This is a genomic window from Salegentibacter salinarum (assembly GCF_900168115.1).
In the GTDB taxonomy this organism is placed as follows: Bacteria; Bacteroidota; Bacteroidia; order Flavobacteriales; family Flavobacteriaceae; genus Salegentibacter; species Salegentibacter salinarum.
Map to the genome: position 1 here is coordinate 19,469 of NZ_FUZC01000003.1, position 23,034 is coordinate 42,502.

Genomic DNA, 23,034 nt, shown 5'->3' on the forward strand with positions numbered 1-23,034 from the left:
ATCGATTAAAATAAGTTGGAAATACAGTAGTTAAGCCCGAAGCAAAGATTTCGGGCTTAACTTTTATTTACTACATTTGGCTCGTTAAGTTTAAAATTTTATGATTCATCATCTTAAGGGGCAATTAATAGAGAAGAATCCTACCTACTTAGTAATCGCTTGCAACGGCGTAGGGTATATGGTCAATATTTCTCTCCATACTTTTTCTCTCATACCAGATTCAGAAAATATAAGTGTTTACACCCATTTACACGTTAAGGAAGATTCCCACACGCTTTATGGTTTTTATCAAAAGTCTGAGCGGGATATTTTTAGGTTGCTAATTTCGGTTTCCGGGGTGGGGACCAGTACCGCCAGAACAATGTTGTCTTCTTTAGAACCCAACCAGGTTAAAGATGCCATTGCAAACGGCGATGTACCGACCATACAAAGCGTGAAAGGAATTGGTGCTAAAACCGCACAGCGGGTAATTTTAGACTTAAAAGATAAAATATTAAAAGTCTATGGGGAAGACGAAGTTTTTGTTCCTCAAGACAATACAATAAAGGAAGAAGCGTTATCTGCATTAGAGACTCTCGGCTTCGCAAGAAAGCAGGCTACAAGGGTAGTAGATAAGATAATGAAAGATTCTGCCAGCCCTACCGTAGAATCTATTATAAAAATGGCTCTTAAAAATTTGTAAAGAATTGAGGCACAATTACTGGAAATTGTCAACTTCGGTTAAGCTCAGCTTGTTGTTGTCATTGATAATTTCATTGAGTTCCACTGCACAGGAAACCCCTCAGGATACCACCGAAACCGGGTATGCTTTGGGTGAAATAACCCTGCCTGATTCTGAATTAATCTCTTCTTTCTACGAATACGATGCTATTTTAGACCGGTATATTTATCGAGAGCAATTAAGCGATATAGATCTTTCCATCCCTTTAATTTTAACTCCTGAGGAATACGAAAACCTGGTTTTAGATGAAGAAATGCGTAATTATTTTAAGCAGAAAGTAGATGCGCAGGCCGGCCGAAAAGAAGGAGCAGAGGAAATTCAGAGGGATTTATTACCAGATTTTTACGTAAATAATAATTTTTTTGAAAGCATTTTTGGAGGTTCGGAAATTAATATTGTTCCGCAGGGAACGGTAGAAATGGACCTGGGCTTACTTTATACCAAACAGGATAATCCTGCTTTTTCTCCCAGGAACAGGCAAAACCTTACTTTCGACTTTGATCAGCGAATTAGCCTTAGTTTACTTGGGCAAATCGGAGAGCGTTTGCAAATTACCGCCAATTACGATACCGAATCTACATTCGATTTTCAAAACCAGTTAAAGCTTGAATACACACCTACCGAAGATGATATTGTAAGAAAAATTGAAGTCGGGAATGTAAATATGCCGCTTAATAATGCGCTGATGCAGGGCGCACAAAGTTTGTTTGGATTTAAAACAGAGTTACAATTTGGAAAAACCCGAATTACCGGTGTTTTTTCTGAACAAAAATCAGAACGAAGAACGGTAAATGTTGAAGGTGGTTCTACCGTTGAAGAATTTGAAAAATTTGCCCTGGATTACGATCAGGACCGGCACTTTTTTCTTTCCCATTATTTCAGGGATAATTATGATGATGCTCTTAAAGATTATCCTTTCATAAATACCAATATTCAAATTAAAAGGGTGCAGGTTTGGGTAACCAATAGAACCAATAATGTTCAAAATCTAACCGATACCAGAAATATTGTGGCTATCCAGGATTTGGGAGAAAGCAATGTGCCGGGCAACGTTGGGCTGGATAATCCGCCGGCAGGATTTTTTAATCAACCGGGCGGAAGTTTTCCCGATAATGAGAATAACGATTTTAATCCTTTTGGTATAGATGGTTCAGCTGAATCTGTTTTAACACCTTCTATTCGTGATGTAGCTACGGTAGATAATGGTTTTGGCGGAGTTCATGTTTCAGAAGGGCTGGATTATGTAAAACTTGAAAACGCCAGGCAATTACAGCCCAATGAATACAGCCTGAATACTCAACTCGGGTATATTTCTTTAAATCAGCGATTAAGTAATGACGAAATTCTTGCCATTGCTTTTCAATATACTGTGAATGGCGAGGTTTACCAGGTTGGAGAATTTGCAAACGACGGCGTGAATGCTACGGGAGATAACAATCCGGCTCAAAACCCAACACAAGATCCTGATGAGCCGGTTACAAACCAGCGAATTAACCAGAACCTGGTGGTTAAAATGCTAAAAAGCACCATTACCAATGTAAATGAGCCGGTTTGGGATTTAATGATGAAAAATATTTACAGTTTGGGCGCTTATCAATTAGAGCGGGAAGATTTCAGGATGAATATTTTATATACAGATCCGCAGCCTTTAAACTATATAAAACCTGCGGGAGACGGTTCAGTAGCATTGCCCGAAGATATTAGCGAAACCCCGTTACTTAGGGTTTTTAATCTCGATAAATTAAATAATAATAACGACCCTATAAATGGTGGTGATGGTTTTTTTGATTATGTGCCGGGATTAACAATAGATCCTGAGAACGGGAATATAATTTTTACTTCCGTAGAACCATTTGGTAGACATTTATTTGAAGAACTTGATAATTCCCCAAATACAGGAACTGAAGATTATGATAATCCTGAAACCTGGAATGCCAATCAGCAAAAATATGTTTTCCGTTCTTTATATCGAACCACAAAAACCCAGGCAGAACAGGAAGACGCGGATAAAAATAAATTTCAGTTAAAAGGGAGATATAAATCTGGTGAAGTTGAAGGGATTCCTATTGGTTTTAACCTCCCACCGGGCTCGGTAACTGTTACCGCCGGGGGCAGGATTTTACAGGAAGGGGTAGATTACGTGGTAAATTATGAACTGGGAAGAGTACAAATTCTGGACGAAGCTTTGCTTGCTTCAGATATTCCCATTCAAGTAAATACAGAGAATAATGCCTTGTTTGGACAGCAAACTAAACGGTTTACCGGTTTAAATGTAGAACATCAGTTTAACGAAAACTTCTTGATTGGAGCTACTTTTTTAAACCTGAAGGAACGCCCACTAACTCAAAAAGCAAATTATAGTTACGAACCTATAAATAATTCAATTTTCGGTTTTAATGTAAATTATTCTACCGAGGTTCCTTTGCTTACAAGATTGGTAAATAAACTGCCAAACATAGATACCGATGTGCCTTCTAATTTTTCGGTAACGGGAGAATTTGCCTATTTGCAACCCGGTGCGCCCTCAATTAACGATTTCCAGGGAGAAGCAACCACCTATATAGACGATTTTGAAGCGGCGCAAACTACAATAGATATCAGCGCCCCATTAAGTTGGGAATTAAGTAGTGTTCCGCTTGGTTATGGTGGTGAGCGAGCTAATGGCGATATAAAAGTTGGCGATAAACGGGCAAAAATGTCCTGGTACACTATAGATCCTGTTTTCTATAGCAGCAACCGCCCCGACGGGATTACAGATAACGACATTTCTACCTACGCAACCAGAAGGGTAACCTTAAGTGAGATTTTCCCCAATACCGATGTGGTGCAAGGGCAACCTCAGGTGGTCTACACTATGGATGTAGCTTATTTTCCTGAAGAACGTGGCCCCTATAATTTTAATCCCGCAGCTACAGATGGAACTTTGCCCAATCCTTCGGAAAGTTTTGGAGGAATAATGCGCGGAATAAATACTACTAATTTTGAACAAAGCAATGTAGAGTTTATAGAATTTTGGGTGATGGATCCCTATATTTATTCTGAAAACAGCGGTAATTCAGCCGGAACTATCAATTTTAATCTTGGAAATATTTCTGAAGATGTCTTGAAAGATGGTCGAAAACAATATGAAAACGGGTTGCCTGCAAGTGGTGGTGCTGAAAATACCATAGAAACACAGGTAGCAAAAGTTCCTGCAGATCAATCTTTAATTTATGCCTTTGATTCTGAAGGGGAAGAACGCACCAACCAGGATGTGGGATACGACGGGCTTTCAGATGCGCAAGAATCATTAAAATTTCCTGAATTCAGCAATTTACCCGATCCTGCGGCAGATAATTACGAGTATTTTCTAAATACCGATGGAGACATTGTTAATCGCTATAGGAATTATAATGGTCCAGATGGGAATTCCCCGCCGGAAGTTGGTGATACCAATAGGGGAAATACCACTTTGCCAACTACAGAAGATGTGAATCGGGATAACACGATGAACACCATTGATAGTTATTTTGAATATGAAATACCTTTCTTCCCCGGGATGGGCGTTGAAAATAATCAATACATCACCGATGAGAAAGAACTTACCACCACTCTTAGAAATGGAAATGAACTGCCTGTGCGCTGGCTTCAGTTTAAAATTCCAATTTACGAACCTACAGATTCCAAAGGGGGTATAGCCGATTATAGATCTATCCGTTTTATGCGAATGTTCCTTAGTGGGTTCGAGGAAGAAACCTTATTGCGTTTTGGAACTATGGAGTTGGTAAGAGGTGATTACCGTCGGTATAATCGTGGTTTAAGAGATAGAAATATTCTCCCCGAAAATCAAAATACCCTTTTTGAAGTTTCAGCAGTAAATATCGAGGAAAATGAAAACCGGCAACCGGTACCTTATGTTTTACCTCCCGGCGTAATTAGGGAAGAACTTTTTGAAAATAATACCAATATCAGGCAAAATGAACAATCCTTATCGCTAAGAGTTTGTGATTTGGAACCACAGGATGCGAGGGCGGTTTACAAAAATTTCCAGATAGATATGCGGCAGTATAAAAACCTGGAAATGTTTTTACACGCGGAATCGCTACCCAACCAAACTCCTTTAAAAGACGGGCAGTTGGTAGCTTTTGTAAGAATGGGAACCGATTTTACTGATAATTACTATCAGATTGAGATTCCTTTAAGTCCGACGGCTTTTGGGGCGATGACTGCAGAAGAAATCTGGCCGCAAGTTAACCGAATGAACCTGCCGCTGGAACTTCTACAACGTGTAAAAACAGGAGTTTTAGGAGATCCTTCTTTAAACTCAGGAGAATTAAATTTCTTTACTGAAAATTTAGAATTAATAGATGAAGAAGACTCCTATGAAATGGACCAGCTGCGGCTGGGAATAAAAGGAAATCCCAGTTTTGGAAATGTTCGGGTATTAATGTTGGGATTAAAAAATGGAACTCCCACCAATGGAGTTCAGGATTTATGTGGTGAGGTTTGGTTTAACGAACTAAGACTTTCAGACCTTGATAACGAGGGGGGATGGGCTACGATAGTTAATATGGATACCAATTTTTCAGATTTCGCTACGGTAGCTGCCACAGGAAGAAAAAGTACCGTAGGTTTTGGAACTATAGAACAAGGGCCAAATCAACGAAGTAGAGAGAATTCCCAACAATATGATGTAGTTACCAATATAAATGCCGGGCAATTACTTCCAGAAAAATGGGGCGTGAAAATTCCGTTTAATTATAGCAGGGGTGAAGAATTAATTACCCCGAAATACGACCAGGAATTTCTTGATTTAGAATTGGAAACTCGCCTGTCAGATATTGTAGATCCCGTAGAAAGAGATCGGGTTAAAAAGCAATCGCAGTCTTATACAAGAAGACAAAGTGTGAACATTATAGGTTTGCGCAAGGAGCGTACCGGTGAGGCCAAACCTATGCCTTACGATATAGAGAATTTTGCTTTTACCACTTCTTATAATCAGGTAGATCATCGTGATTTTGAAATTGAAGAATCTTTAAACCAAAATGTGCGGGCCGGCGCCACCTACGAGTTTAATTTTGAGCCTAAAGAGATAGAACCTTTCAAGAATATTTCGGCTTTAGATAGCAGCGACTATTATTCACTGGTGAGAGATTTTAATGTGAATTTATTGCCTTCTAATATAAATGCCAGTTCTACAATTTTAAGACAATATAACGAGCAAAAATTCCGGTCGCTGGAACTTTCAGATGATGATTTGGGAATTCCAACGCTTTACCAGAGAAATTATATGTTTAACTGGGAATATGGTATAAATTATAATCTTACCAATTCTTTGAATTTCAGCTTTAACGCTTCAAATAACCGAATTGTAAGAAATTATATAGACGAAGACGGTTTTGCCGACAATAATATTCGAGTTTGGGATAATTTTTTCAGTATTGGAACTCCAGATTTACACTTTCAAAATCTGCAGGTAAATTATGAGATCCCTTTTGATAAAATTCCCGTTCTGGAATTTATAAATGCTACTTATTCTTATACTGGGGACTTCCAATGGCAGCGGGGTTCCAGAATTTACGAGAATTTAGAAGGGATTCCAGATATTGGAAACAGCGTTCAGAATTCAAGTTCTCACCAAATTAATGCAAGTTTGGATATGGAGAATTTATATTCATATTTAGGGTTGGAAAAGAAAGAAGGGCGTGGCGGACAAACTATAAAACAACGCAGTGGCGGTGTTCCCACATTAGATGGAAGTCCGCAGGATGCAGAGCGTACCCAAAATGCCGAAGTAGTTGAGAAAACCAGCAAAAGCTTTAATACGTTTGTAGATTTTGTGACCATATTGAGCAGGTTGCAGGTAAATTACCGCCAAAATGAAGGAACTTTTCTTCCCGGTTATACGCCAAGCGTAGGTTTTATGGGAACTTTGCAACCCAGTACAGCTTTTACATTTGGCTGGCAGGATGAGGTTAGATATACCGCAGCCAGAAGAGGTTGGTTAACCTTGTTTCAAAATTTTAATCAGCAGTATTCTACTTTAAAAAACGAACAATTGGATGTGCAGGCTTCGCTCGATATTGTTCCAGATCTTACTGTTGATATTAGCGCAAATCGAAATTATTCAGAAAATTTTTCAGAGAATTATAGAGTAAATCCCACTACATTGGAATATATTTCTTTGACGCCTTATAATTACGGGAATTTTAATATTTCTACTATTCTTATAAAAACCGCTTTTAACCAATCAGACGAGCAATCTTCTGAAACTTTTGAAAGTTTCAGGGAAAATCGGCTTAATATTGCCCGCCGCATTGCGCGAGAGCGAGGTTTAGATCCTAATAACGTAGATGAAGATGGCTATCCTGTAGGGATTGGAAAAACAAACCAGGCAGTTTTATTACCGGCTTTTGTTTCGGCCTATGCCGGGAAAGATCCTGAAGATATGAAGCTGGGAGCTTTTAGGGATATGCCTTTACCAAACTGGAATCTGAAGTATACCGGTTTAATGCGAATTGGTTGGTTTAAGGATAAATTCAGGCGTATTTCAATAAATCACGGGTATCAATCTAACTATACCATTAATCAATTTCAAACTAATTTGGATTACGATCCTGAGAACGAATTTGACACTAACCAGGCTGGAGATTTTAAAAACCCAATGTTGTATTCCAATATTGTTTTAACTGAACTATTTACACCGCTTTTCCGCTTAGACCTGGAAACTCAAAATGCTATTCAGTTATTGGCAGAAGTGCGAAAAGACCGAATGCTTTCCCTTAGTTTCGATAATAATTTATTGACTGAAACCACCGGAAACGAATATATTTTGGGTGCAGGCTATAGAATTAGCGATTTAAGAATTGCCACCGGCCTTGGAGGAACTAACCGTATTTTAAGCAGTGATCTTAATTTTAAAGCCGATGTTTCCTTCAGAAGAAATAAGAGTATAATAAGGTATTTAGATTTAGAAACTAGCCAGGTAATTGCCGGTCAGGATATATGGCGTATTAATTTTTCTACAGATTATGCCATTTCCAGTAATCTAACCGCAATATTCTATTACGAACATAATTTCTCTGAATACGCGGTTTCTACGGCGTTTCCGCAAACAACCATAAGATCTGGAATAACCCTTAGATATAATTTTGGAAATTAATTGAGGCTTGTTTGAAGTATTGCTTTAAAAAATTAACTTTGCTCTAATATAAAATAGAACTAATGAACATTCCACAAGATTTAAAGTACACCAAAGACCACGAATGGATTAAGGTAGAAGGTGATACAGCTACCATTGGTATTACAGATTTTGCCCAGGGCGAATTAGGTGATATTGTTTATGTAGAAGTAGAAACCGTAGATGAAACCCTTGATAGAGAAGAGGTTTTTGGTACCGTTGAAGCTGTAAAAACAGTTTCAGACCTTTATTTGCCTCTTTCTGGCGAAATAATTGAATTTAACGAGAGCCTTGAAGATGAGCCGGAAAAAGTAAATTCAGATCCTTACGGAGAAGGGTGGATGATTAAAATTAAATTTTCTGATGAATCTCAACTGAAGGATCTTTTAAGTGCAGATGCCTATAAAGAAGTTCTTGGTAGCTAAAATAATTTTATTTGTAGCGAGCTTTTACACTATATTGCTAACGGTTTCCTCTTTAGTGAAACTCGGTAAGATTAGTGTTGGGAGTTTTAATCCTACAGATAAACTTTTACATCTTGGAGCCTATTTTGGACTTGTAGTATTATGGAAGGTCTATTTTATGCAAAAAAATAAACCGCGAACTACTTATAAAATTAACTTATTCAAAATAGCCGGCCTCTCAATACTGTTTGGTATGTTAATTGAGGTTTTACAGGGTGTAGTAACCAGTTATAGAGAGCCAGATTGGTATGATATTTTGGCCAATACTGCTGGAATTTTACTTGCTGTTATTATCTTTCTCCTCTTTGAAAAGAGTCTAAAAAGGTTAAATAGTAAGATTAATTTAATTTTTTAGAAAAAATATTTAATTTAGCAATCCTTATTAATCAATAACCTATTATGGAACCAAAGAAAAATCCAAAAGCCGATTTAACCAGAAGAAGTGTATTCTTTCTTCAATTGGGGCTTATTCTTGTCCTGTTAATTACCTGGAGGGCAATTGAATGGAAGACTTATGACAAGGATGCCATTGATACCGGCCAGTTAAACATGGACGATTTAGATGATGAAGAAATCCCAATTACAGAGATGCAGAATACGCCTCCACCACCTCCACCACCACCACCGGCACCAGAGGTTATTGAAGTTGTAGAGGATGAGGAAGAGGTAGAAGAAGACGAAATTGAGTCTACTGAGACCAATATGGATGATATTGTTGAGGTAGAAGAGGTTGTTGAAGCTCCTGTTGAAGAAGAAGTAGAAGATGTACCTTTTGCTGTAATTGAAGATGTGCCAATCTTCCCGGGGTGTGAGAACCTAAATAACAACGAAGAGCGAAAACAATGTATGAGCCAAAAGATTAGTCAGTTTGTAAACCGTGAGTTCGATACAGATCTTGGTGCAGAACTTGGCCTTTCTGGAGTAAACAGGGTAATCGTTCAGTTTAAAATTGATGAAAAAGGAAATATTACCAATGTACAGTCTAGAGCGCCACACCCAAGGTTAGAGCGTGAAGCTGCAAGGGTAATTAATAAATTGCCTAGTATGCAACCTGGTAAACAACGTGGCAAGGCAGTAGGGGTTATGTACTCTTTGCCAATTGTATTCCAAATTCAAGACTAAGACATTTATTTAATATAGATTTAAATCCCGGGTCCGTCCCGGGATTTTTTATTTTAGCTGGTTTACTCTATCTAAAAAAATGTATATTTCGAGGGTGTAACCAATCTTTCTCTACTTTAAGTATGAAGAACTACCTGTTTCTTCTTTTCTTGCTAAGTGCGATTATTTCAAAATCTCAGGCCCAGGATAATAGCCAGCGTTTTCCTGAATTTCTCCAATGTACCGAAGTAGATTTTGCAAATAAAGAAGCCTGTTTCAAAAATACCCTTACTGAATTTGTTTTAAATAACTATGAAATACCTTTAGAGGTAACCCGGGAAAATTATAGTGGTGAAATCATCGTTATTTTTGAAGTAGATAAAACCGGAAATTTTAATATTGTTTATACTGACGCTGTCTATGCAGAATTAAAGGACGAAATGCAACGTGTTTTTAATTTGCTGCCTCAAATTAAGCCGGCCACTTATAATTCCAGACCAATTTTTGTTCAGTTTAAAATGCCGGTAAAAATTCCGCTGGAATTAAATACTGAAGAATTATCTGCTACCTCCCAGGTTAAACCTGATATTTCAGAAGTGAATCTTCAGCAACCTGAAGAAGATGATGTAACCCATGAATATGATAAAATCCTATCCGGGGAGTTTACGAGACCACGTTATGAAAGTCAGATAAATATTCCTTTGTCTCACGAATATTATGGCCGCTTTGATGCTCAATTTAATAGAATAGGAGTGAATACCCACTCGGCTTCAAAGCCCTTACTTTTTTCTGAAGTTTCCAAATATTACGATTTTAAAGCTGAGGAAGATAAAATGCTTCGGGATGCAAATTCCTGGTTTGACAGAAAATTGTGGAATGAACATTTGGTGCAATATCAAACCGAAGATTATTGGTTTACTTTAGATTTCGCTTTAGATCTTCAGTTAGGAAAAGATTTTCAGCAAACAGATTTCGATTTTACTTATAATAATACCCGCGCGCTTATTTTTCAGGGAGGTTTAGGGAAGAACTTTAATTTTTATACGGTAGCCTACGAAAACCAGGGAAGATTTGCCGACTATTATAATCGCTTTGCAGAATCTATTCGGCCAGATGGAGGGGATCCCGCTATAATTCCCGGCCGGGGAATTGCAAAACCTTTTATGGACGAAGGTTATGATTATCCGGTTGCTGAAGGCTATTTATCTTATACGCCTAACAAATTTTTTAATCTTCAATTTGGCCACGGTAAAAACTTTATTGGAGACGGTTATCGTTCGCTTTTAATGAGTGATAATGCTTCTCCATATCCATATTTTAAATTGAATACTACTTTCTGGAAGTTAAAATACACCAACACCTGGATGTCTTTACGTGATGTAAGGCCGGCAGTTACAGAAAATGGTTCTTTCAGAACGAAATATATGGCCAATCATTATTTGAGTTATAATGTCACGAAACGGCTTAATATTGGTTTGTTTGAATCTGTAGTTTGGGAAAATGATAACAACAGGGGCTTCGATTTAAATTATTTGAATCCGGTGATTTTTTATCGTTCTATAGAATTTTCTACCGGCGCGCGGGGAGGGAATGCAATTATCGGTTTAACTTCCAAATATAAATTTTCCGACGAAATCAACGTCTATGGCCAAATGATTATAGATGAATTCTCTACTTCAGACGTTTTTGGCGGACAACAAAGTTGGAAAAATAAGCTCGGCTATCAACTTGGGTTGAAGTATTTTGATGCATTTAATATTCCAGGGCTATTTTTTCAGGCAGAGTATAATCAGGTTCGGCCATATACTTACTCCCATAATACGGGTGTTTTAAATTACGGTCATAATAATCAATCCATGGCTCATTTGTGGGGTTCAAATTTTAGGGAAATTTTAGCGATCGCCCGCTATAAAAATGATAGATGGTATGGGAATGCCAAAGTAATTTACGGTAAGAGAGGTTTTGATTATAATATGGCCGCCAACCAGGCTGCTTATGGGGGAAATATTTATACCAGCGAGCGACAAAGACCTTTTGAAACCGATGTTGAAATTGGACAGGGAAATACTACAATTTCTTTCTTTTCCAGTATTGAAGCAGGCTATATTGTAAATCCTGCAACGAATTTAAAACTCTACGGAAGTTTTATTTATCGCTCCTTTAACCCCGAAGTAAAGACACCACAAAATTTTGATAACACAACTTCCTGGGTAAATTTTGGATTGCGCACCGATATTTTTAACTGGTATTACGATTATTAAATGAATAGATGTATTACTAAAGTATTTTTAGCAGTTTTTCGTAATATTCTTTCAATTTCTTAAGTGCTGAAAATTAACATTTTTGCACCCTTGCCAAAACCCAATTAAGGAGTATCTTTGCGCCAATTGAAAAAACCTATTTTTGAGCAGCACTGGCGTACATATTTCCTCGGCTTCTATCCTAACAGACTTTAAAGAAATTACCAAGGTACGGCTTGCTGTAAGCGTGGTTTTTTCTTCGGTTGCAGGTTATTTTCTGGGTGCAGATAGTATAGATTTTGTTACGGTTTTTCTACTTGCTATCGGTGGTTACTTTATGGTGGGTGCCTCAAATGCCTATAATCAGATAATAGAGCGTGATCTTGATGCGCTTATGGACCGCACTAAAAACCGGCCTATCCCCGATGGGAGAATGTCGGTAAGTACAGCGTTTGCAATTGCCAGTATTTTTACCATTGCCGGGCTTATAGTTTTGTACATTATTAACCCTAAAACGGCAATGTTTGGGGCTATAAGTATCTTTTTGTATGTAAGTGTTTATACCCCTCTTAAGACTAAAACACCACTATCGGTTTTTGTAGGCGCAATTCCGGGGGCAATTCCTTTTATGCTGGGTTGGGTAGCGGCAACAGGAGAATTTAGTATAGAGCCCGGAACTTTATTTATGATACAATTCTTCTGGCAGTTTCCACATTTTTGGGCGATTGGTTGGTGGTTGTTTGACGATTATAAAAAAGGCGGTTTTTTTATGCTACCTACCGGAAAACGGGATAAAGGAACCGCAATACAGGTAATTCTTTATACGGTCTGGACCATTTTAGTTTCGTTAATTCCTGTTTTTGGTGTAACAGGCAAACTTTTTCTGTCGCCGGTCGCGGGAGCGCTCATTCTTATATTAGGACTGGGAATGCTGTATTATGCGTTAAAGCTGTATAAGGAAAAAACGGCGCAGGCCGCTAAAAAATTGATGTTCGCAAGCGTATCTTATATTACGTTGCTTCAAATAGTATATGTTTTTGATAAATTTATAAGAGAATGGATTTAACTCAAGGTGCCGAAAAGCACAAATACGATAGGGCAAAGAAGATGATGCTCTGGTTTGGGATAATTAGTATGATTATGACCTTTGGTGGGCTAACCAGTGCTTATGTTGTAAGTAAAACAAGACCAGACTGGTTAACAGAATTTGATCTCCCAAATGCGTTCATGTGGAGTACCCTTGTTATAGTTTTAAGTAGTTTCACATTTATAATGGCCAAGCAAAGTATTTTGGCCGGAAACCGAAGAAACGCTTCTGCTTTACTCATTGGTACGCTTGTGCTTGCGGTGCTTTTTGTTGCGCTTCAATTTAATGGTTTTACTGAAATTATTGGTGAAGGTTATTACTTTACTGGGAGTGAAAGTAGTATTACAACTTCTTTCATTTATGTATTGGTTTTAGTTCACATGGCGCACCTGCTGGCGGGCATTATCACGCTTTTGGTAGTAATTTATAACCATTTTAAACAACGTTATAAAAAAGGTCAAATGCTTGGAATTGAGCTAGGTGCGACTTTTTGGCATTTTGTTGATCTTATGTGGATTTACCTGTTTGTATTTTTATATTTCTTTAGATAATAAAATTACGTATTTTTGCGCAATACTTAAAAATTTAAAAACTCTTCTATGGAAGCTACTGTTGTTAGAACAGGCACCGAAGGTAAAACCTGGGGTGGTGGTAATGAGCCTTTAAAGTCCAGTTATGGCAAAATGATGATGTGGTTTTTCATCGTTTCCGATGCACTTACCTTCTCTGCTTTTCTTGCAGCTTATGGGTTTTCCCGCTTTAAATTTATGGATTCGTGGCCAATTGCCGACGAAGTTTTCAATCACTTTCCATTCTTACACGGTGTAGATGCACCTATGTATTATGTGGCTTTAATGACGTTTATCCTTATTTTTTCTTCGGTAACAATGGTATTGGCAGTAGATGCCGGCCACCAGTTAAACAAAGCGAAAGTTACTTTTTATATGTTCCTTACTATTATTGGGGGAGTTATTTTCCTTGGTTCTCAAGCCTGGGAATGGAAGAATTTCATCAATGGAACTTATGGTGCCGTTTACACTACCGGAGGTAATGTTCTTCAATTTATTGATGGCGATGGCCACAGGGTAGCACTTGCAGATATTGCTGTTCCCGGAGCTTCAGATAGAGTAGAACATGAAGCCAAAAATGGAATATGGTTTGAAGCGGAAAAAGCATTGCCATCTTATTCTATAGAAGAAGTAAAAGCTGGTTTTGCTGCAAATCCAGACCTTTTAATAAGAACACAAATAATGAACGAGGAAGGTGAGAAGACAATCCTTTCCCGCGAAGAATCTCTTGCTAAATTAGATAGTGAAGCCATTGGTGTGGTAGAAGGTGCTAACCTTACACGTAATGAATATGGTCCACCACTATTTGGGGATTTCTTCTTCTTTATTACCGGTTTCCACGGTTTCCACGTTTTTACAGGGGTACTTATTAATATCATTATTTTCTTCAACGTAATTCTTGGAACTTACGAGCGAAGAAAGAATTACGAAATGGTAGAGAAAGTTGGTCTTTATTGGCACTTTGTAGATTTAGTTTGGGTATTTGTTTTTACATTCTTTTACCTGGTATAATTTCAGAAAATATTAAAAATGGCACACGGTACAGCACATCATCACGAATCTAACACAAAGAGGATCTGGACGGTATTTGTAATCCTATCCATAGTTACCCTTATAGAAGTGGTTTTAGGGATTTTAAAACCAGAATTCCTTACGGATACTTCTTTCTTGAGTATGTCACTCCTTAACTGGATATTTATCATACTTACAATTTATAAAGCTTATTATATTGCCTGGTCTTTTATGCACCTTGAAGGAGAAACCAAAGGATTGCGAAGAGCAATAGTTTGGACGGCAGTCTTTCTTATAAGTTACCTTATTTTTATTCTCCTAACAGAGGGAGACTATATTTATGAGGTTTTTAAATCTAACCACGTAGCCTGGGATTTTTAATTAGGCTTAAAAGTTAAAAGTATAGAGAAAGGCGGTTTTGTGAAACCGTCTTTTTATTTTTGCACCCACTTCTATAGACCGGATTATGAAAAAGTTTTTAGTGCTTTTAGTGCTCTTTGCATTGCCTATTATAGCTTATATGTTTTTTGCTTCAGGTCAAAATAATTTCGCAAAATTACCTGTTTTGACCAAGGGAGTTAACGATGTTTCTGAATTTGAAAGTCTTGATGGGGAACCTATTAGTTTAGAAGATAAGATTAGCATTGTAGCTTTCTTTGGAAAAGATCTTGATAACCTGAAAGGAAACACCTTTAATCTTGACCAAAAAATACTCGAAAAATATTACGAATTTAAAGACTTTCAGTTTGTAGTTGTATTACCGGAAGAAGCCCGGGAAGAAGCTGAAAAATTTAAAAAGGAATTTAGCGGTATTTCTGAAACCGAAAAATGGGAATTTATCTTTGGAACTTCGGCAGAAGTAGAAGAAACCTTTAAAAGTTTTGATACCCCGCACCAGCTGGAAAATACTTATACACCCTACGTTTTTATTGTAGATAAAGACCTTAATTTAAGAGGTCGGGATGAGGATGAAGATTTCGGAAAGGTTTATGGATATGATTCCCGTTCCGTGGCAGAATTGAGTGATAAAATGAACGATGATGTAAAAGTTATTCTTGCCGAATACAGGCTCGCTTTAAAAAAGAACAACGCCGAAAGAAAAAACAATTAGAATGAAAAAAAAGTATTCTTACATAGGCCTTTCGCTTATCATCCTGATTTTTGGGATAATCGTAATTCCAAAAATAGTAGACACGATTAGTAGCGATGAAGTAGTAAAATCTGATCGGTTAAATATTAAAGGCGCAGATAAGGAATTGGATACTGATAAGGCACTTTCTTATATCGAAATAAATGGTAGGAAGAAAAAGGCGCCTGAATTTCAACTGATAAACCAGGATGGCGATACAGTTAGCAGTAAAGATTACCGGGGGAAAGTGTATGTAGCAGAATTCTTTTTTACAACCTGTCCAACAATTTGCCCAATTATGAATCAAAACCTGGTAGAAGTTCAGAAAGAATTTAAAAATGAAGAAGATTTTGGAATTGCATCTTTTACTATAGATCCTAAACACGACACACCGGAAGTTTTGAATTCTTATGCAGATAATTATGGAATAGATCATCCAAACTGGAATTTATTAACCGGCGAAAAAGATTCTATTTATAGCCTTGCCAACGGCGGTTATAATATTTATGCGGGAGAAAATAGTGAAGTTCCAGGAGGTTTTGCCCACCAGGGTCTATTCGCGCTTGTAGATAAAGAAGGTTATATTAGATCGCGATTAGATAATTTTGGAAATCCAATAATTTACTATCGCGGATCGGTAGAGAGAAACAAATCGGTTGCAGAAGGTGAAGAAGAACCGCAAATTGATATTTTAATTGAAGATATTAAAAAACTACTGTGAGAAAAACGCTAACAAAGTCTGATAGAATTGCGGTGCCGGTAATAATTGCCTTGTCTATCCTGGTGCCGGTTTTGGTACTTATTCTTATGTACCTGCCAGAGCGTTATAATATTTTTGGTGCACAAACAGGAACTTTTCCGTTTTTTCACGCAGTTTTAAATGGTTCTACGGCTATTTTATTAATGCTCGGCTATTTCTTTATGAGTATTAAAGAATATAAATTACACAGAAATGTGATGATTACAGCATTTGTACTCTCAGCAATATTTCTGGTAAGTTATGTGATCTCCAAAATTAGTAACGATCCCGTGCCGTATGGTGGCGAAGGAATTTTACGCCCCGTTTATTTCTTTATTCTAATTACGCATATTGTACTTTCGGCAATTATTGTACCCCTGGTGCTTTTTACAATGTATCGCGGCTTAACCGGGGAATATCAAAAACACGCAAAAATTGCCCGCTGGACTTTTCCTATCTGGTCTTACGTGGCGATTACCGGGGTTTTGGTTTATATTTTTATGTTTCCGTATTATTAAATTTTTCTTCGGAAGAATTTAAGTCTTAACAACTGCAAATGAAGCTTAGTAATAAAATTTATTAAATTTGCATTTAGAAATTGCTGCTATGAAAATCAGGTTTTTATTTATTTTTTTCTTTCTTCTCTTATTTCCTGAATTAGCTGAGGCGCAGTGTTCTATGTGTCGCGCAGTTTTAGAAAGTGATACCGATACCAGTGCAGCTGAAGGTATTAATAACGGGATTCTTTACCTGATGGCTTTTCCATATTTACTTGTCGGTGGTTTGGGATATTTTATATACCGCTCCCGAAAGAAAGCTAAGAAGTCTGGAGAGGTTTAAACAACTTCAAAATATTTTCTTCAATTAACTGTAACATTTCGGTTTTCGTAGAGTCTTATGGGTGACACTTTTAGTTAAAAGTTAACAACCTGTAATTTTTCACTACGATGATAGAAATTAAAGATCTTCATAAATCCTATAAAATGGGTAGTAATTCACTACACGTTTTAAAAGGAATTAATTTTAGCGTTGCTGAAGGAGAGCTCGTTTCTATCATGGGATCTTCAGGATCGGGAAAATCTACTTTGCTTAATATTTTAGGAATGCTTGATGAAGCCGATGAAGGCTCTTATACCCTGGATGGTGTTCCAATAAAAAATCTGAATGAAAAAATAGCCGCCCGTTACCGTAACAAATTCCTGGGCTTCATTTTTCAATCTTTCAACCTTATTTCTTACAAAAATGCTTTGGATAATGTGGCGCTTCCGCTGTATTACCAGGGAATAAAACGTGGCGAACGCATTGATAAGGCAATGAGCTACCTTGAAAAAGTTGGACTAAAAGATTGGGCAGGGCATTTACCAAATGAACTTTCCGGTGGGCAAAAGCAACGTGTAGCAATTGCACGAGCGCTTGCCAGCGATCCAAAAGTACTTTTAGCCGATGAACCAACGGGAGCTTTAGATTCAAAAACTTCTTACGAGGTAATGAATCTAATTCAGGAAATTAATGATGAAGGCCGCACCATACTTGTTGTAACACATGAACCCGATATTGCAGCAATGACCAAAAGAATCGTCAATTTAAAAGACGGTAGAATTATTCAGGATACACCCGTTAACCAGGTTAGAGCGCTGCAAAATGTTTGATCTTGAACGTTGGGAAGAAATTTTTGAAACCATTCGTAAAAATAAATTACGAACGTTTCTAACCGGGCTTTCTGTGGCTTCGGGAATCTTTATTTTAGTAGTTCTTCTGGGAATTGGCGAAGGTATGCGTAATGGTATCTCTCAGGAATTTCAAAATGATGCTGCGAATATTATGTATGTCTATACCGGTGTGACTTCTAAAGAATATAAGGGCTTGAACCCTGGGAGGAGAATTCAGATGAAAAATGAAGACTTCAATTACACTGCCTTAAAATATCAGGACGATTTAGAATATAGATCTTCTATTTACAGAATTTGGAACGGGATAGTGAATTTTGGGAAAGAATCTGGTTCTTACCGTGTAGAAGGTGTTTATCCAGATTATCAATTTCTGGAAAACAGCGGAATGCTAGAAGGAAGATTTGTAAATTATAAGGACCACGATAACTTCGAAAAAGTTGTGGTAGTGGGAAATAAAGTGCGTAACGATCTTTTTAAAGATAGCAAAGATCCCATTGGTGAATATGTTCAAATCTCCGGAGTAAATTTTAAAGTAATTGGCGTTTTTACCGATCCGGGTGGGGAAAGGGAAGAAAGTAGGGTTTTTATGCCGCTTTCTACCGCCCAGCGTGTTTTTGGAGGTGGTAATAATATTGCTAATATGGCTTTTACCTTAGAGCCTGAAGAAAATTTTGAAGCTGCGCTGGCCGCTTCCACTCGTTTTTCTGACGCGATAGAAGATCAGCTTAAAGAAACCCACACCATAGCTCCAGACGATGAAAGTGCAATAAGCATTAATAACTCGCTGGAAAATGCCAAACGATTCTTCGACTTAATGGATATGATAAAATTCTTCTTTTGGGGAGTTGGTATTTGTACCATTATCGCCGGGATTGTTGGGGTAAGCAATATTATGCTCATTATCGTAAAAGAAAGAACCAGGGAAATTGGAATTAGAAAAGCGCTTGGCGCCGAACCACTTTCTATAGTTGGAATGGTTTTGCACGAATCTATTTTTGTAACTGCAATTGCCGGTTTTATAGGCTTAATCGCCAGTTTACTATTATTAGAATTTGTTGGTCCGCTTATAGAAACACAGTACATCTCCAATCCTGCGGTTAATTTTAATGTAGCCCTTACGACCGTTTTTATCCTGGTTCTGGCCGGGGCAATCGCCGGATTTTTCCCTGCCTGGAGAGCCGCGAGGATCAAACCTATTGTAGCATTAAGAGACGAGTAATATGTTCAACAGGGATAAATGGAGCGAAATAATTGAAGCCTTAAGTGCTAATTGGTTTAGAACCTTGCTTACCGCTTTTGGAGTAATGTGGGGAATTTTTATTCTCGTTATTTTACTGGCAGCCGGTAAGGGGCTTGAAAATGGCGTTAAACAAGGCTTTGGAGGCATAGCTACCAATACTATGTTTATGTGGACGCAAACGGCTTCTAAACCTTATAAAGGTTTACCAAAAGGCCGGCGCTACGATTTTAAAACATCTGATGTGGAAGCTTTGCGTGAAAATGTACCCGGACTTCGGTTTATTTCGCCAAGAAACCAGTTAGGCGGCTTCGGCGGAAATAACAATGTGGTTCGTGGCTTGCAAACAGGAGCCTTTAACGTGTACGGGGATTATCCAGAGATCATTCAGCAGGAACCTATGGATGTTACTTCCGGGAGGTTTATTAACTATCTGGATATTCAAGGGAAGCGAAAAGTTGCCATTATTGGTGAAGGGGTAAGGCGCGAATTGTACGAAAAGGAGGAAGAAGTCCTGGGAAGTTATCTCAAAATAAACGGCGTAAATTTTATGGTAATTGGCACCTACAAGAAGAAAGGTGGCGGTGGAGGAAATGCAGAAGAAGCACAAAAAGAAATTTATGTTCCATTCACTGCCTTTTCCCAGGCTTTTAATATGGGCGATACCGTAGGCTGGATGGCGATCACGGCCAAAGATGAAAATTCTATTACCAGTCTAAAATCCAGTGTTTTAGATCTTATAAAAAGCAGGCATTCCATTCATCCTGAAGATGAAAGGGCAGTTGGTAATTTTGATTTATACGAAGAGTTTAACAAGATAAACGGTTTGTTTGTAGCGCTAAATGCAGTAGCTTATTTCGTGGGAATTTTGGTGTTGCTCTCAGGTATCATTGGAATTAGCAATATTATGCTCATTGTGGTAAAAGAAAGAACAAACGAGATTGGGGTTAGACGTGCACTTGGCGCCACACCCTGGTCTATTAGAGGGCAAATTCTAATGGAATCTATTTTTCTTACCATTATTTCAGGAATGACCGGGATTATTTTTGCCACCGGAATTATTGCCGGAATAAATTATGCTTTAAGCGGGATGGATACTTCAGAAATGATGTTTGCCAATCCAAGTGTAGACCTTGGAGTGGTACTTACTGCCTTGATGATTTTAATATTTTCAGGTTTGGTGGCCGGACTTATTCCGGCGCAAAATGCGATTAAAATCAAACCCGTAGATGCCCTTAGAACCGAATAACAATAAAAGTAAAGAAGACTAATTCAATCAAAAAATGAAAAAAACAGTTACCATCTCAATTTTAGTATTGATCGCCGTGGTTTTTGTAGGGGCGTTATACTATTTGTTTCAAAAAAATCAGGAGGATCCTACGGTTTATGAAACCGAGCAGGCTTCAGTTGAAACCATCGTGAAGAAAACGGTGGCGACGGGAAATATTGTTCCGAAGGAAGAAGTACTTATTAAACCTAATATTTCAGGAATTATAGATGAAATATACATTGAAGCCGGGGAGAAAGTGAAGGCTGGGGATCTTATTGCCAAAATTAGGGTGATCCCAAATGTAAATTCATTGCAAAGCGCCAAAGATGCCGTAGCTACAGCCAGGATCAATTTGGAAAATGAAAAGAAAACCTTTGAAAGGCAGAAAGCCTTATTTGAAAAAGGAGTGATCTCTCAAAACGATTTTGATAATGCTGAAGCAAATTATAAAAGAATGCAGCAGAACTTCCGCTCAGCCGAGCAAAATTTTGAAATCGTTCAAACCGGTACCACCAGCGGCATTGGTAGCGCGGCCAACACACTTATTCGCTCTACGGTAGACGGGATGGTTTTAGACGTGCCGGTACGGGTTGGAAACCAGGTGATTGAAAGTAACAACTTTAACGATGGTACTACTTTAGCCACCCTTGCCGATGTTAACGAAATGATTTTTGAAGGAAAAGTTGACGAAAGTGAAGTAGGGAAAATAAAAGAAGATTTGCCACTTGAAGTAACTGTGGGAGCCATAGAAAATAAAACCTTTAACGCCATTTTAGATTACATCGCACCAAAAGGTGTTGACGAAAATGGAGCCATTCAATTTGAAATAAAAGGAACTTTAGATAAAGCTGATACTACTTTTATTCGCGCCGGTTTAAGTGCAAATGCTTCTATTATTTTAGATAGGGCAGATGAGGTTTTAGCCATTAAAGAAGCACTTGTTCAATTTGATCCAGACAGTCAGGAGCCTTTTGTAGAAGTACAAACCGGGGACCAGGAATTTGAAAGAAGAGATTTGGAATTAGGGATAAGTGATGGAATTCAGGTTCAGGTAATAAATGGCATTTCTAAGGACGATAAAATCAAGGTTTGGAACATTGTAAAACCAAGTCCGGAGTTTGCCGGAAATTAGATTTTTAATTCAAAATGTAACAAGTTTAGAATTTCATAGACTCATCAACTACAATTCCTATTATGAAAAAATACAGCTTACTAACCATATTTTTATTTTCTGCTTTCTTTGTAAAAGCACAGGAAGACAACGAATGGACACTTCAGGAATGCGTTAATTATGCCTTGGAGAATAATATTCAGGTAAAACAAAGCGAACTCGATGTAGAACTTGCCGAGCTTGGGAGAAGAGATGCAATTGGTAATTTTCTGCCTAACATAAATGCATCAGCAACCAACTCCTGGAATACCGGTCTTACCCAAAATGTAACTACTGGTGTTTTACAAACCCAAACTACCAGGAACTTTTCTGCCGGGGTAACCGCAAGTCTTAACCTTTTTGACGGCTTAAGAAACTTTAAACAACTGCAACGTGCAAAGATTTCTGAACTTGCTAGCCAGTATGCGCTGGACAGGATGAAAGATGATATTACCCTGTTTGTAGCAGATTCTTATTTACAGGTGCTTTTTAATAAGCAAAACCTTGAGATCCTTAGATTGCAAAATGAAGTTACCCAGGAACAAATGGAAAGAACCCGGGAACTTGTAGATGCCGGTTCTTTACCGCAGGGAGATCTTCTGGAAATTGAAGCGACTAATGCCGATGAACAACAACGAATAATTGTTGCCCAAAACAATATTAGAATCTCACTTATAAGTTTGGCTCAAACCCTGCTGATAAAGGATTATGAGAATTTTGATATCGTAGAAAGGGATTATAATATTTTAGGTACTGAAATTTTAGATAATCCGGTTGAGGATATTGTTGAACAAGCCAAAGAAGAGCGTTCTGAAATTAAAATAGCAGAAGCGAACCGTGAACTTGCTCAAAAAGACGTAGAAATTGCAAGAGGAGCTTATTATCCAAGTGTAGGAGCTTTCTTTAACTACAATACCAGGGAATCTGGCCAGGGAAGAATAGTTGGTGCAGAAATAGATCCAAACGATCCTACCCGTGAGATTGGTATCGTAGAAGAAACCGGTGATGTTGTTGTAGCACCAAATACACTTACTACTATTGGTAGCCCGCTTCCGTTTTTTGAACAATTACAACGTAATGATGGTGTGACCTATGGGGTGCAGGTTAGTGTACCAATTTTTAGCGGATTTGCTACCAGAAATCAGGTGAGAAGAAGCCAGGTGAACGCCAGAAGAGCTGAATATGAATTGGAGCAGGCAGAGCTGGATCTTGAAGCAAATGTTTACCAGGCTTACGTAGATGCTGAAGGTGCTTTTGAAGCTTACGAAGCTGCTTTAGTTGCTGCAAACGCCCAGGAGCAGGCTTTTGATTATTCTACACAGCGTTTTGATGTGGGAATTTCTAATGCCTTTGAATTTAGCCAGGCAAAACTTAGATATGAAAATGCACAAAGTGAAGTGCTAAGAACTAAATACGATTACATTTTTAAACTTAAAGTACTTGAATTATATTTTGGAGTACCGGTGACCGATCTTAAATTTTAAACT

Annotated in this window: 19 protein-coding genes; all 19 read left to right on the forward strand. The window is 37.9% G+C overall.

What is annotated here, in order from left to right; genetic code table 11:
* Nucleotides 1-100 precede the first annotated feature (100 nt).
* The 19 genes from ruvA to B5X53_RS04825 all read left to right on the forward strand — a co-directional run bounded on the left by ruvA (nucleotide 101) and on the right by B5X53_RS04825 (nucleotide 23,031).
* A complete protein-coding gene (gene ruvA, locus B5X53_RS04735; protein ID WP_079712098.1) occupies nucleotides 101-682 on the forward strand; it encodes a Holliday junction branch migration protein RuvA in 582 nt (193 codons plus the stop codon).
* Nucleotides 683-707: 25 nt separating this feature from the next.
* Complete coding sequence (gene sov / locus B5X53_RS04740; protein WP_449415967.1) at nucleotides 708-7,862, forward strand: T9SS outer membrane translocon Sov/SprA; 7,155 nt, start codon at nucleotides 708-710, stop codon at nucleotides 7,860-7,862.
* A gap of 62 nt (nucleotides 7,863-7,924) precedes the next feature.
* A complete protein-coding gene (gene gcvH, locus B5X53_RS04745; protein WP_079712100.1) occupies nucleotides 7,925-8,305 on the forward strand; it encodes a glycine cleavage system protein GcvH in 381 nt (126 codons plus the stop codon).
* On the forward strand, nucleotides 8,295-8,699 hold the full coding sequence (locus B5X53_RS04750) for a VanZ family protein (protein WP_234999240.1): 405 nt from the start codon (nucleotides 8,295-8,297) through the stop codon (nucleotides 8,697-8,699). Before gcvH ends, B5X53_RS04750 begins: the two co-directional genes overlap by 11 nt.
* A 44-nt stretch (nucleotides 8,700-8,743) precedes the next feature.
* Complete coding sequence (locus B5X53_RS04755) at nucleotides 8,744-9,466, forward strand: energy transducer TonB (RefSeq protein ID WP_079712101.1); 723 nt, start codon at nucleotides 8,744-8,746, stop codon at nucleotides 9,464-9,466.
* 122 nt (nucleotides 9,467-9,588) lie between these two features.
* Nucleotides 9,589-11,706 (forward strand): gliding motility protein RemB, encoded by a 2,118-nt coding sequence (locus B5X53_RS04760; RefSeq protein WP_079712102.1) that lies wholly within the window; start codon nucleotides 9,589-9,591, stop codon nucleotides 11,704-11,706.
* A gap of 142 nt (nucleotides 11,707-11,848) precedes the next feature.
* A complete protein-coding gene (gene cyoE, locus B5X53_RS04765; protein ID WP_079712103.1) occupies nucleotides 11,849-12,751 on the forward strand; it encodes a heme o synthase in 903 nt (300 codons plus the stop codon).
* A complete protein-coding gene (locus B5X53_RS04770; RefSeq protein ID WP_079712104.1) occupies nucleotides 12,742-13,323 on the forward strand; it encodes a cytochrome c oxidase subunit 3 in 582 nt (193 codons plus the stop codon). The genes cyoE and B5X53_RS04770 overlap by 10 nt, the downstream gene beginning before the upstream one ends.
* A 48-nt stretch (nucleotides 13,324-13,371) precedes the next feature.
* Nucleotides 13,372-14,352 carry a cytochrome c oxidase subunit 3 gene (locus B5X53_RS04775; protein ID WP_079712105.1) on the forward strand — a complete coding sequence of 327 codons (981 nt, stop codon included), beginning with the start codon at nucleotides 13,372-13,374 and terminating at the stop codon, nucleotides 14,350-14,352.
* Nucleotides 14,353-14,370: 18 nt separating this feature from the next.
* Complete coding sequence (locus B5X53_RS04780; protein ID WP_079712106.1) at nucleotides 14,371-14,733, forward strand: cytochrome C oxidase subunit IV family protein; 363 nt, start codon at nucleotides 14,371-14,373, stop codon at nucleotides 14,731-14,733.
* A gap of 85 nt (nucleotides 14,734-14,818) precedes the next feature.
* Entirely contained in the window at nucleotides 14,819-15,463 is a 645-nt protein-coding gene (locus B5X53_RS04785) for a thioredoxin domain-containing protein (RefSeq protein WP_079712107.1), read from the forward strand.
* Between the two features lies 1 nt (nucleotide 15,464).
* Complete coding sequence (locus tag B5X53_RS04790) at nucleotides 15,465-16,202, forward strand: SCO family protein (protein WP_079712108.1); 738 nt, start codon at nucleotides 15,465-15,467, stop codon at nucleotides 16,200-16,202.
* Nucleotides 16,199-16,738 (forward strand): DUF420 domain-containing protein, encoded by a 540-nt coding sequence (locus tag B5X53_RS04795; protein WP_079712109.1) that lies wholly within the window; start codon nucleotides 16,199-16,201, stop codon nucleotides 16,736-16,738. Before B5X53_RS04790 ends, B5X53_RS04795 begins: the two co-directional genes overlap by 4 nt.
* An 88-nt stretch (nucleotides 16,739-16,826) precedes the next feature.
* Nucleotides 16,827-17,060, forward strand: a complete 234-nt coding sequence (locus tag B5X53_RS04800; protein ID WP_079712110.1) for a hypothetical protein — start codon at nucleotides 16,827-16,829, stop codon at nucleotides 17,058-17,060.
* Nucleotides 17,061-17,167: 107 nt separating this feature from the next.
* Nucleotides 17,168-17,869, forward strand: a complete 702-nt coding sequence (locus tag B5X53_RS04805) for an ABC transporter ATP-binding protein (protein WP_079712111.1) — start codon at nucleotides 17,168-17,170, stop codon at nucleotides 17,867-17,869.
* Nucleotides 17,862-19,109, forward strand: coding sequence for an ABC transporter permease (locus tag B5X53_RS04810; RefSeq protein WP_079712112.1), 1,248 nt, complete (start codon nucleotides 17,862-17,864; stop codon nucleotides 19,107-19,109). Before B5X53_RS04805 ends, B5X53_RS04810 begins: the two co-directional genes overlap by 8 nt.
* A gap of 1 nt (nucleotide 19,110) precedes the next feature.
* Nucleotides 19,111-20,376: an ABC transporter permease gene (locus tag B5X53_RS04815; RefSeq protein WP_079712113.1), complete on the forward strand. Its 1,266-nt coding sequence runs from the start codon at nucleotides 19,111-19,113 to the stop codon at nucleotides 20,374-20,376.
* A gap of 34 nt (nucleotides 20,377-20,410) precedes the next feature.
* Entirely contained in the window at nucleotides 20,411-21,529 is a 1,119-nt protein-coding gene (locus B5X53_RS04820) for an efflux RND transporter periplasmic adaptor subunit (RefSeq protein ID WP_079712114.1), read from the forward strand.
* A 62-nt stretch (nucleotides 21,530-21,591) separates the two neighbouring features.
* Nucleotides 21,592-23,031, forward strand: a complete 1,440-nt coding sequence (locus B5X53_RS04825; RefSeq protein ID WP_079712115.1) for a TolC family protein — start codon at nucleotides 21,592-21,594, stop codon at nucleotides 23,029-23,031.
* Nucleotides 23,032-23,034: the final 3 nt, after the last annotated feature.

Coding starts and splice junctions, on each gene's coding strand:
- ruvA (WP_079712098.1), top strand. CDS start 101: ATGATTCATCATCTTAAGGGGCAATTAATAGAGAAGAATCCTACCTAC.
- gcvH (WP_079712100.1), top strand. CDS start 7,925: ATGAACATTCCACAAGATTTAAAGTACACCAAAGACCACGAATGGATT.
- B5X53_RS04755 (WP_079712101.1), top strand. CDS start 8,744: ATGGAACCAAAGAAAAATCCAAAAGCCGATTTAACCAGAAGAAGTGTA.
- B5X53_RS04760 (WP_079712102.1), top strand. CDS start 9,589: ATGAAGAACTACCTGTTTCTTCTTTTCTTGCTAAGTGCGATTATTTCA.
- B5X53_RS04770 (WP_079712104.1), top strand. CDS start 12,742: ATGGATTTAACTCAAGGTGCCGAAAAGCACAAATACGATAGGGCAAAG.
- B5X53_RS04775 (WP_079712105.1), top strand. CDS start 13,372: ATGGAAGCTACTGTTGTTAGAACAGGCACCGAAGGTAAAACCTGGGGT.
- B5X53_RS04780 (WP_079712106.1), top strand. CDS start 14,371: ATGGCACACGGTACAGCACATCATCACGAATCTAACACAAAGAGGATC.
- B5X53_RS04785 (WP_079712107.1), top strand. CDS start 14,819: ATGAAAAAGTTTTTAGTGCTTTTAGTGCTCTTTGCATTGCCTATTATA.
- B5X53_RS04790 (WP_079712108.1), top strand. CDS start 15,465: ATGAAAAAAAAGTATTCTTACATAGGCCTTTCGCTTATCATCCTGATT.
- B5X53_RS04800 (WP_079712110.1), top strand. CDS start 16,827: ATGAAAATCAGGTTTTTATTTATTTTTTTCTTTCTTCTCTTATTTCCT.
- B5X53_RS04805 (WP_079712111.1), top strand. CDS start 17,168: ATGATAGAAATTAAAGATCTTCATAAATCCTATAAAATGGGTAGTAAT.
- B5X53_RS04810 (WP_079712112.1), top strand. CDS start 17,862: ATGTTTGATCTTGAACGTTGGGAAGAAATTTTTGAAACCATTCGTAAA.
- B5X53_RS04815 (WP_079712113.1), top strand. CDS start 19,111: ATGTTCAACAGGGATAAATGGAGCGAAATAATTGAAGCCTTAAGTGCT.
- B5X53_RS04820 (WP_079712114.1), top strand. CDS start 20,411: ATGAAAAAAACAGTTACCATCTCAATTTTAGTATTGATCGCCGTGGTT.
- B5X53_RS04825 (WP_079712115.1), top strand. CDS start 21,592: ATGAAAAAATACAGCTTACTAACCATATTTTTATTTTCTGCTTTCTTT.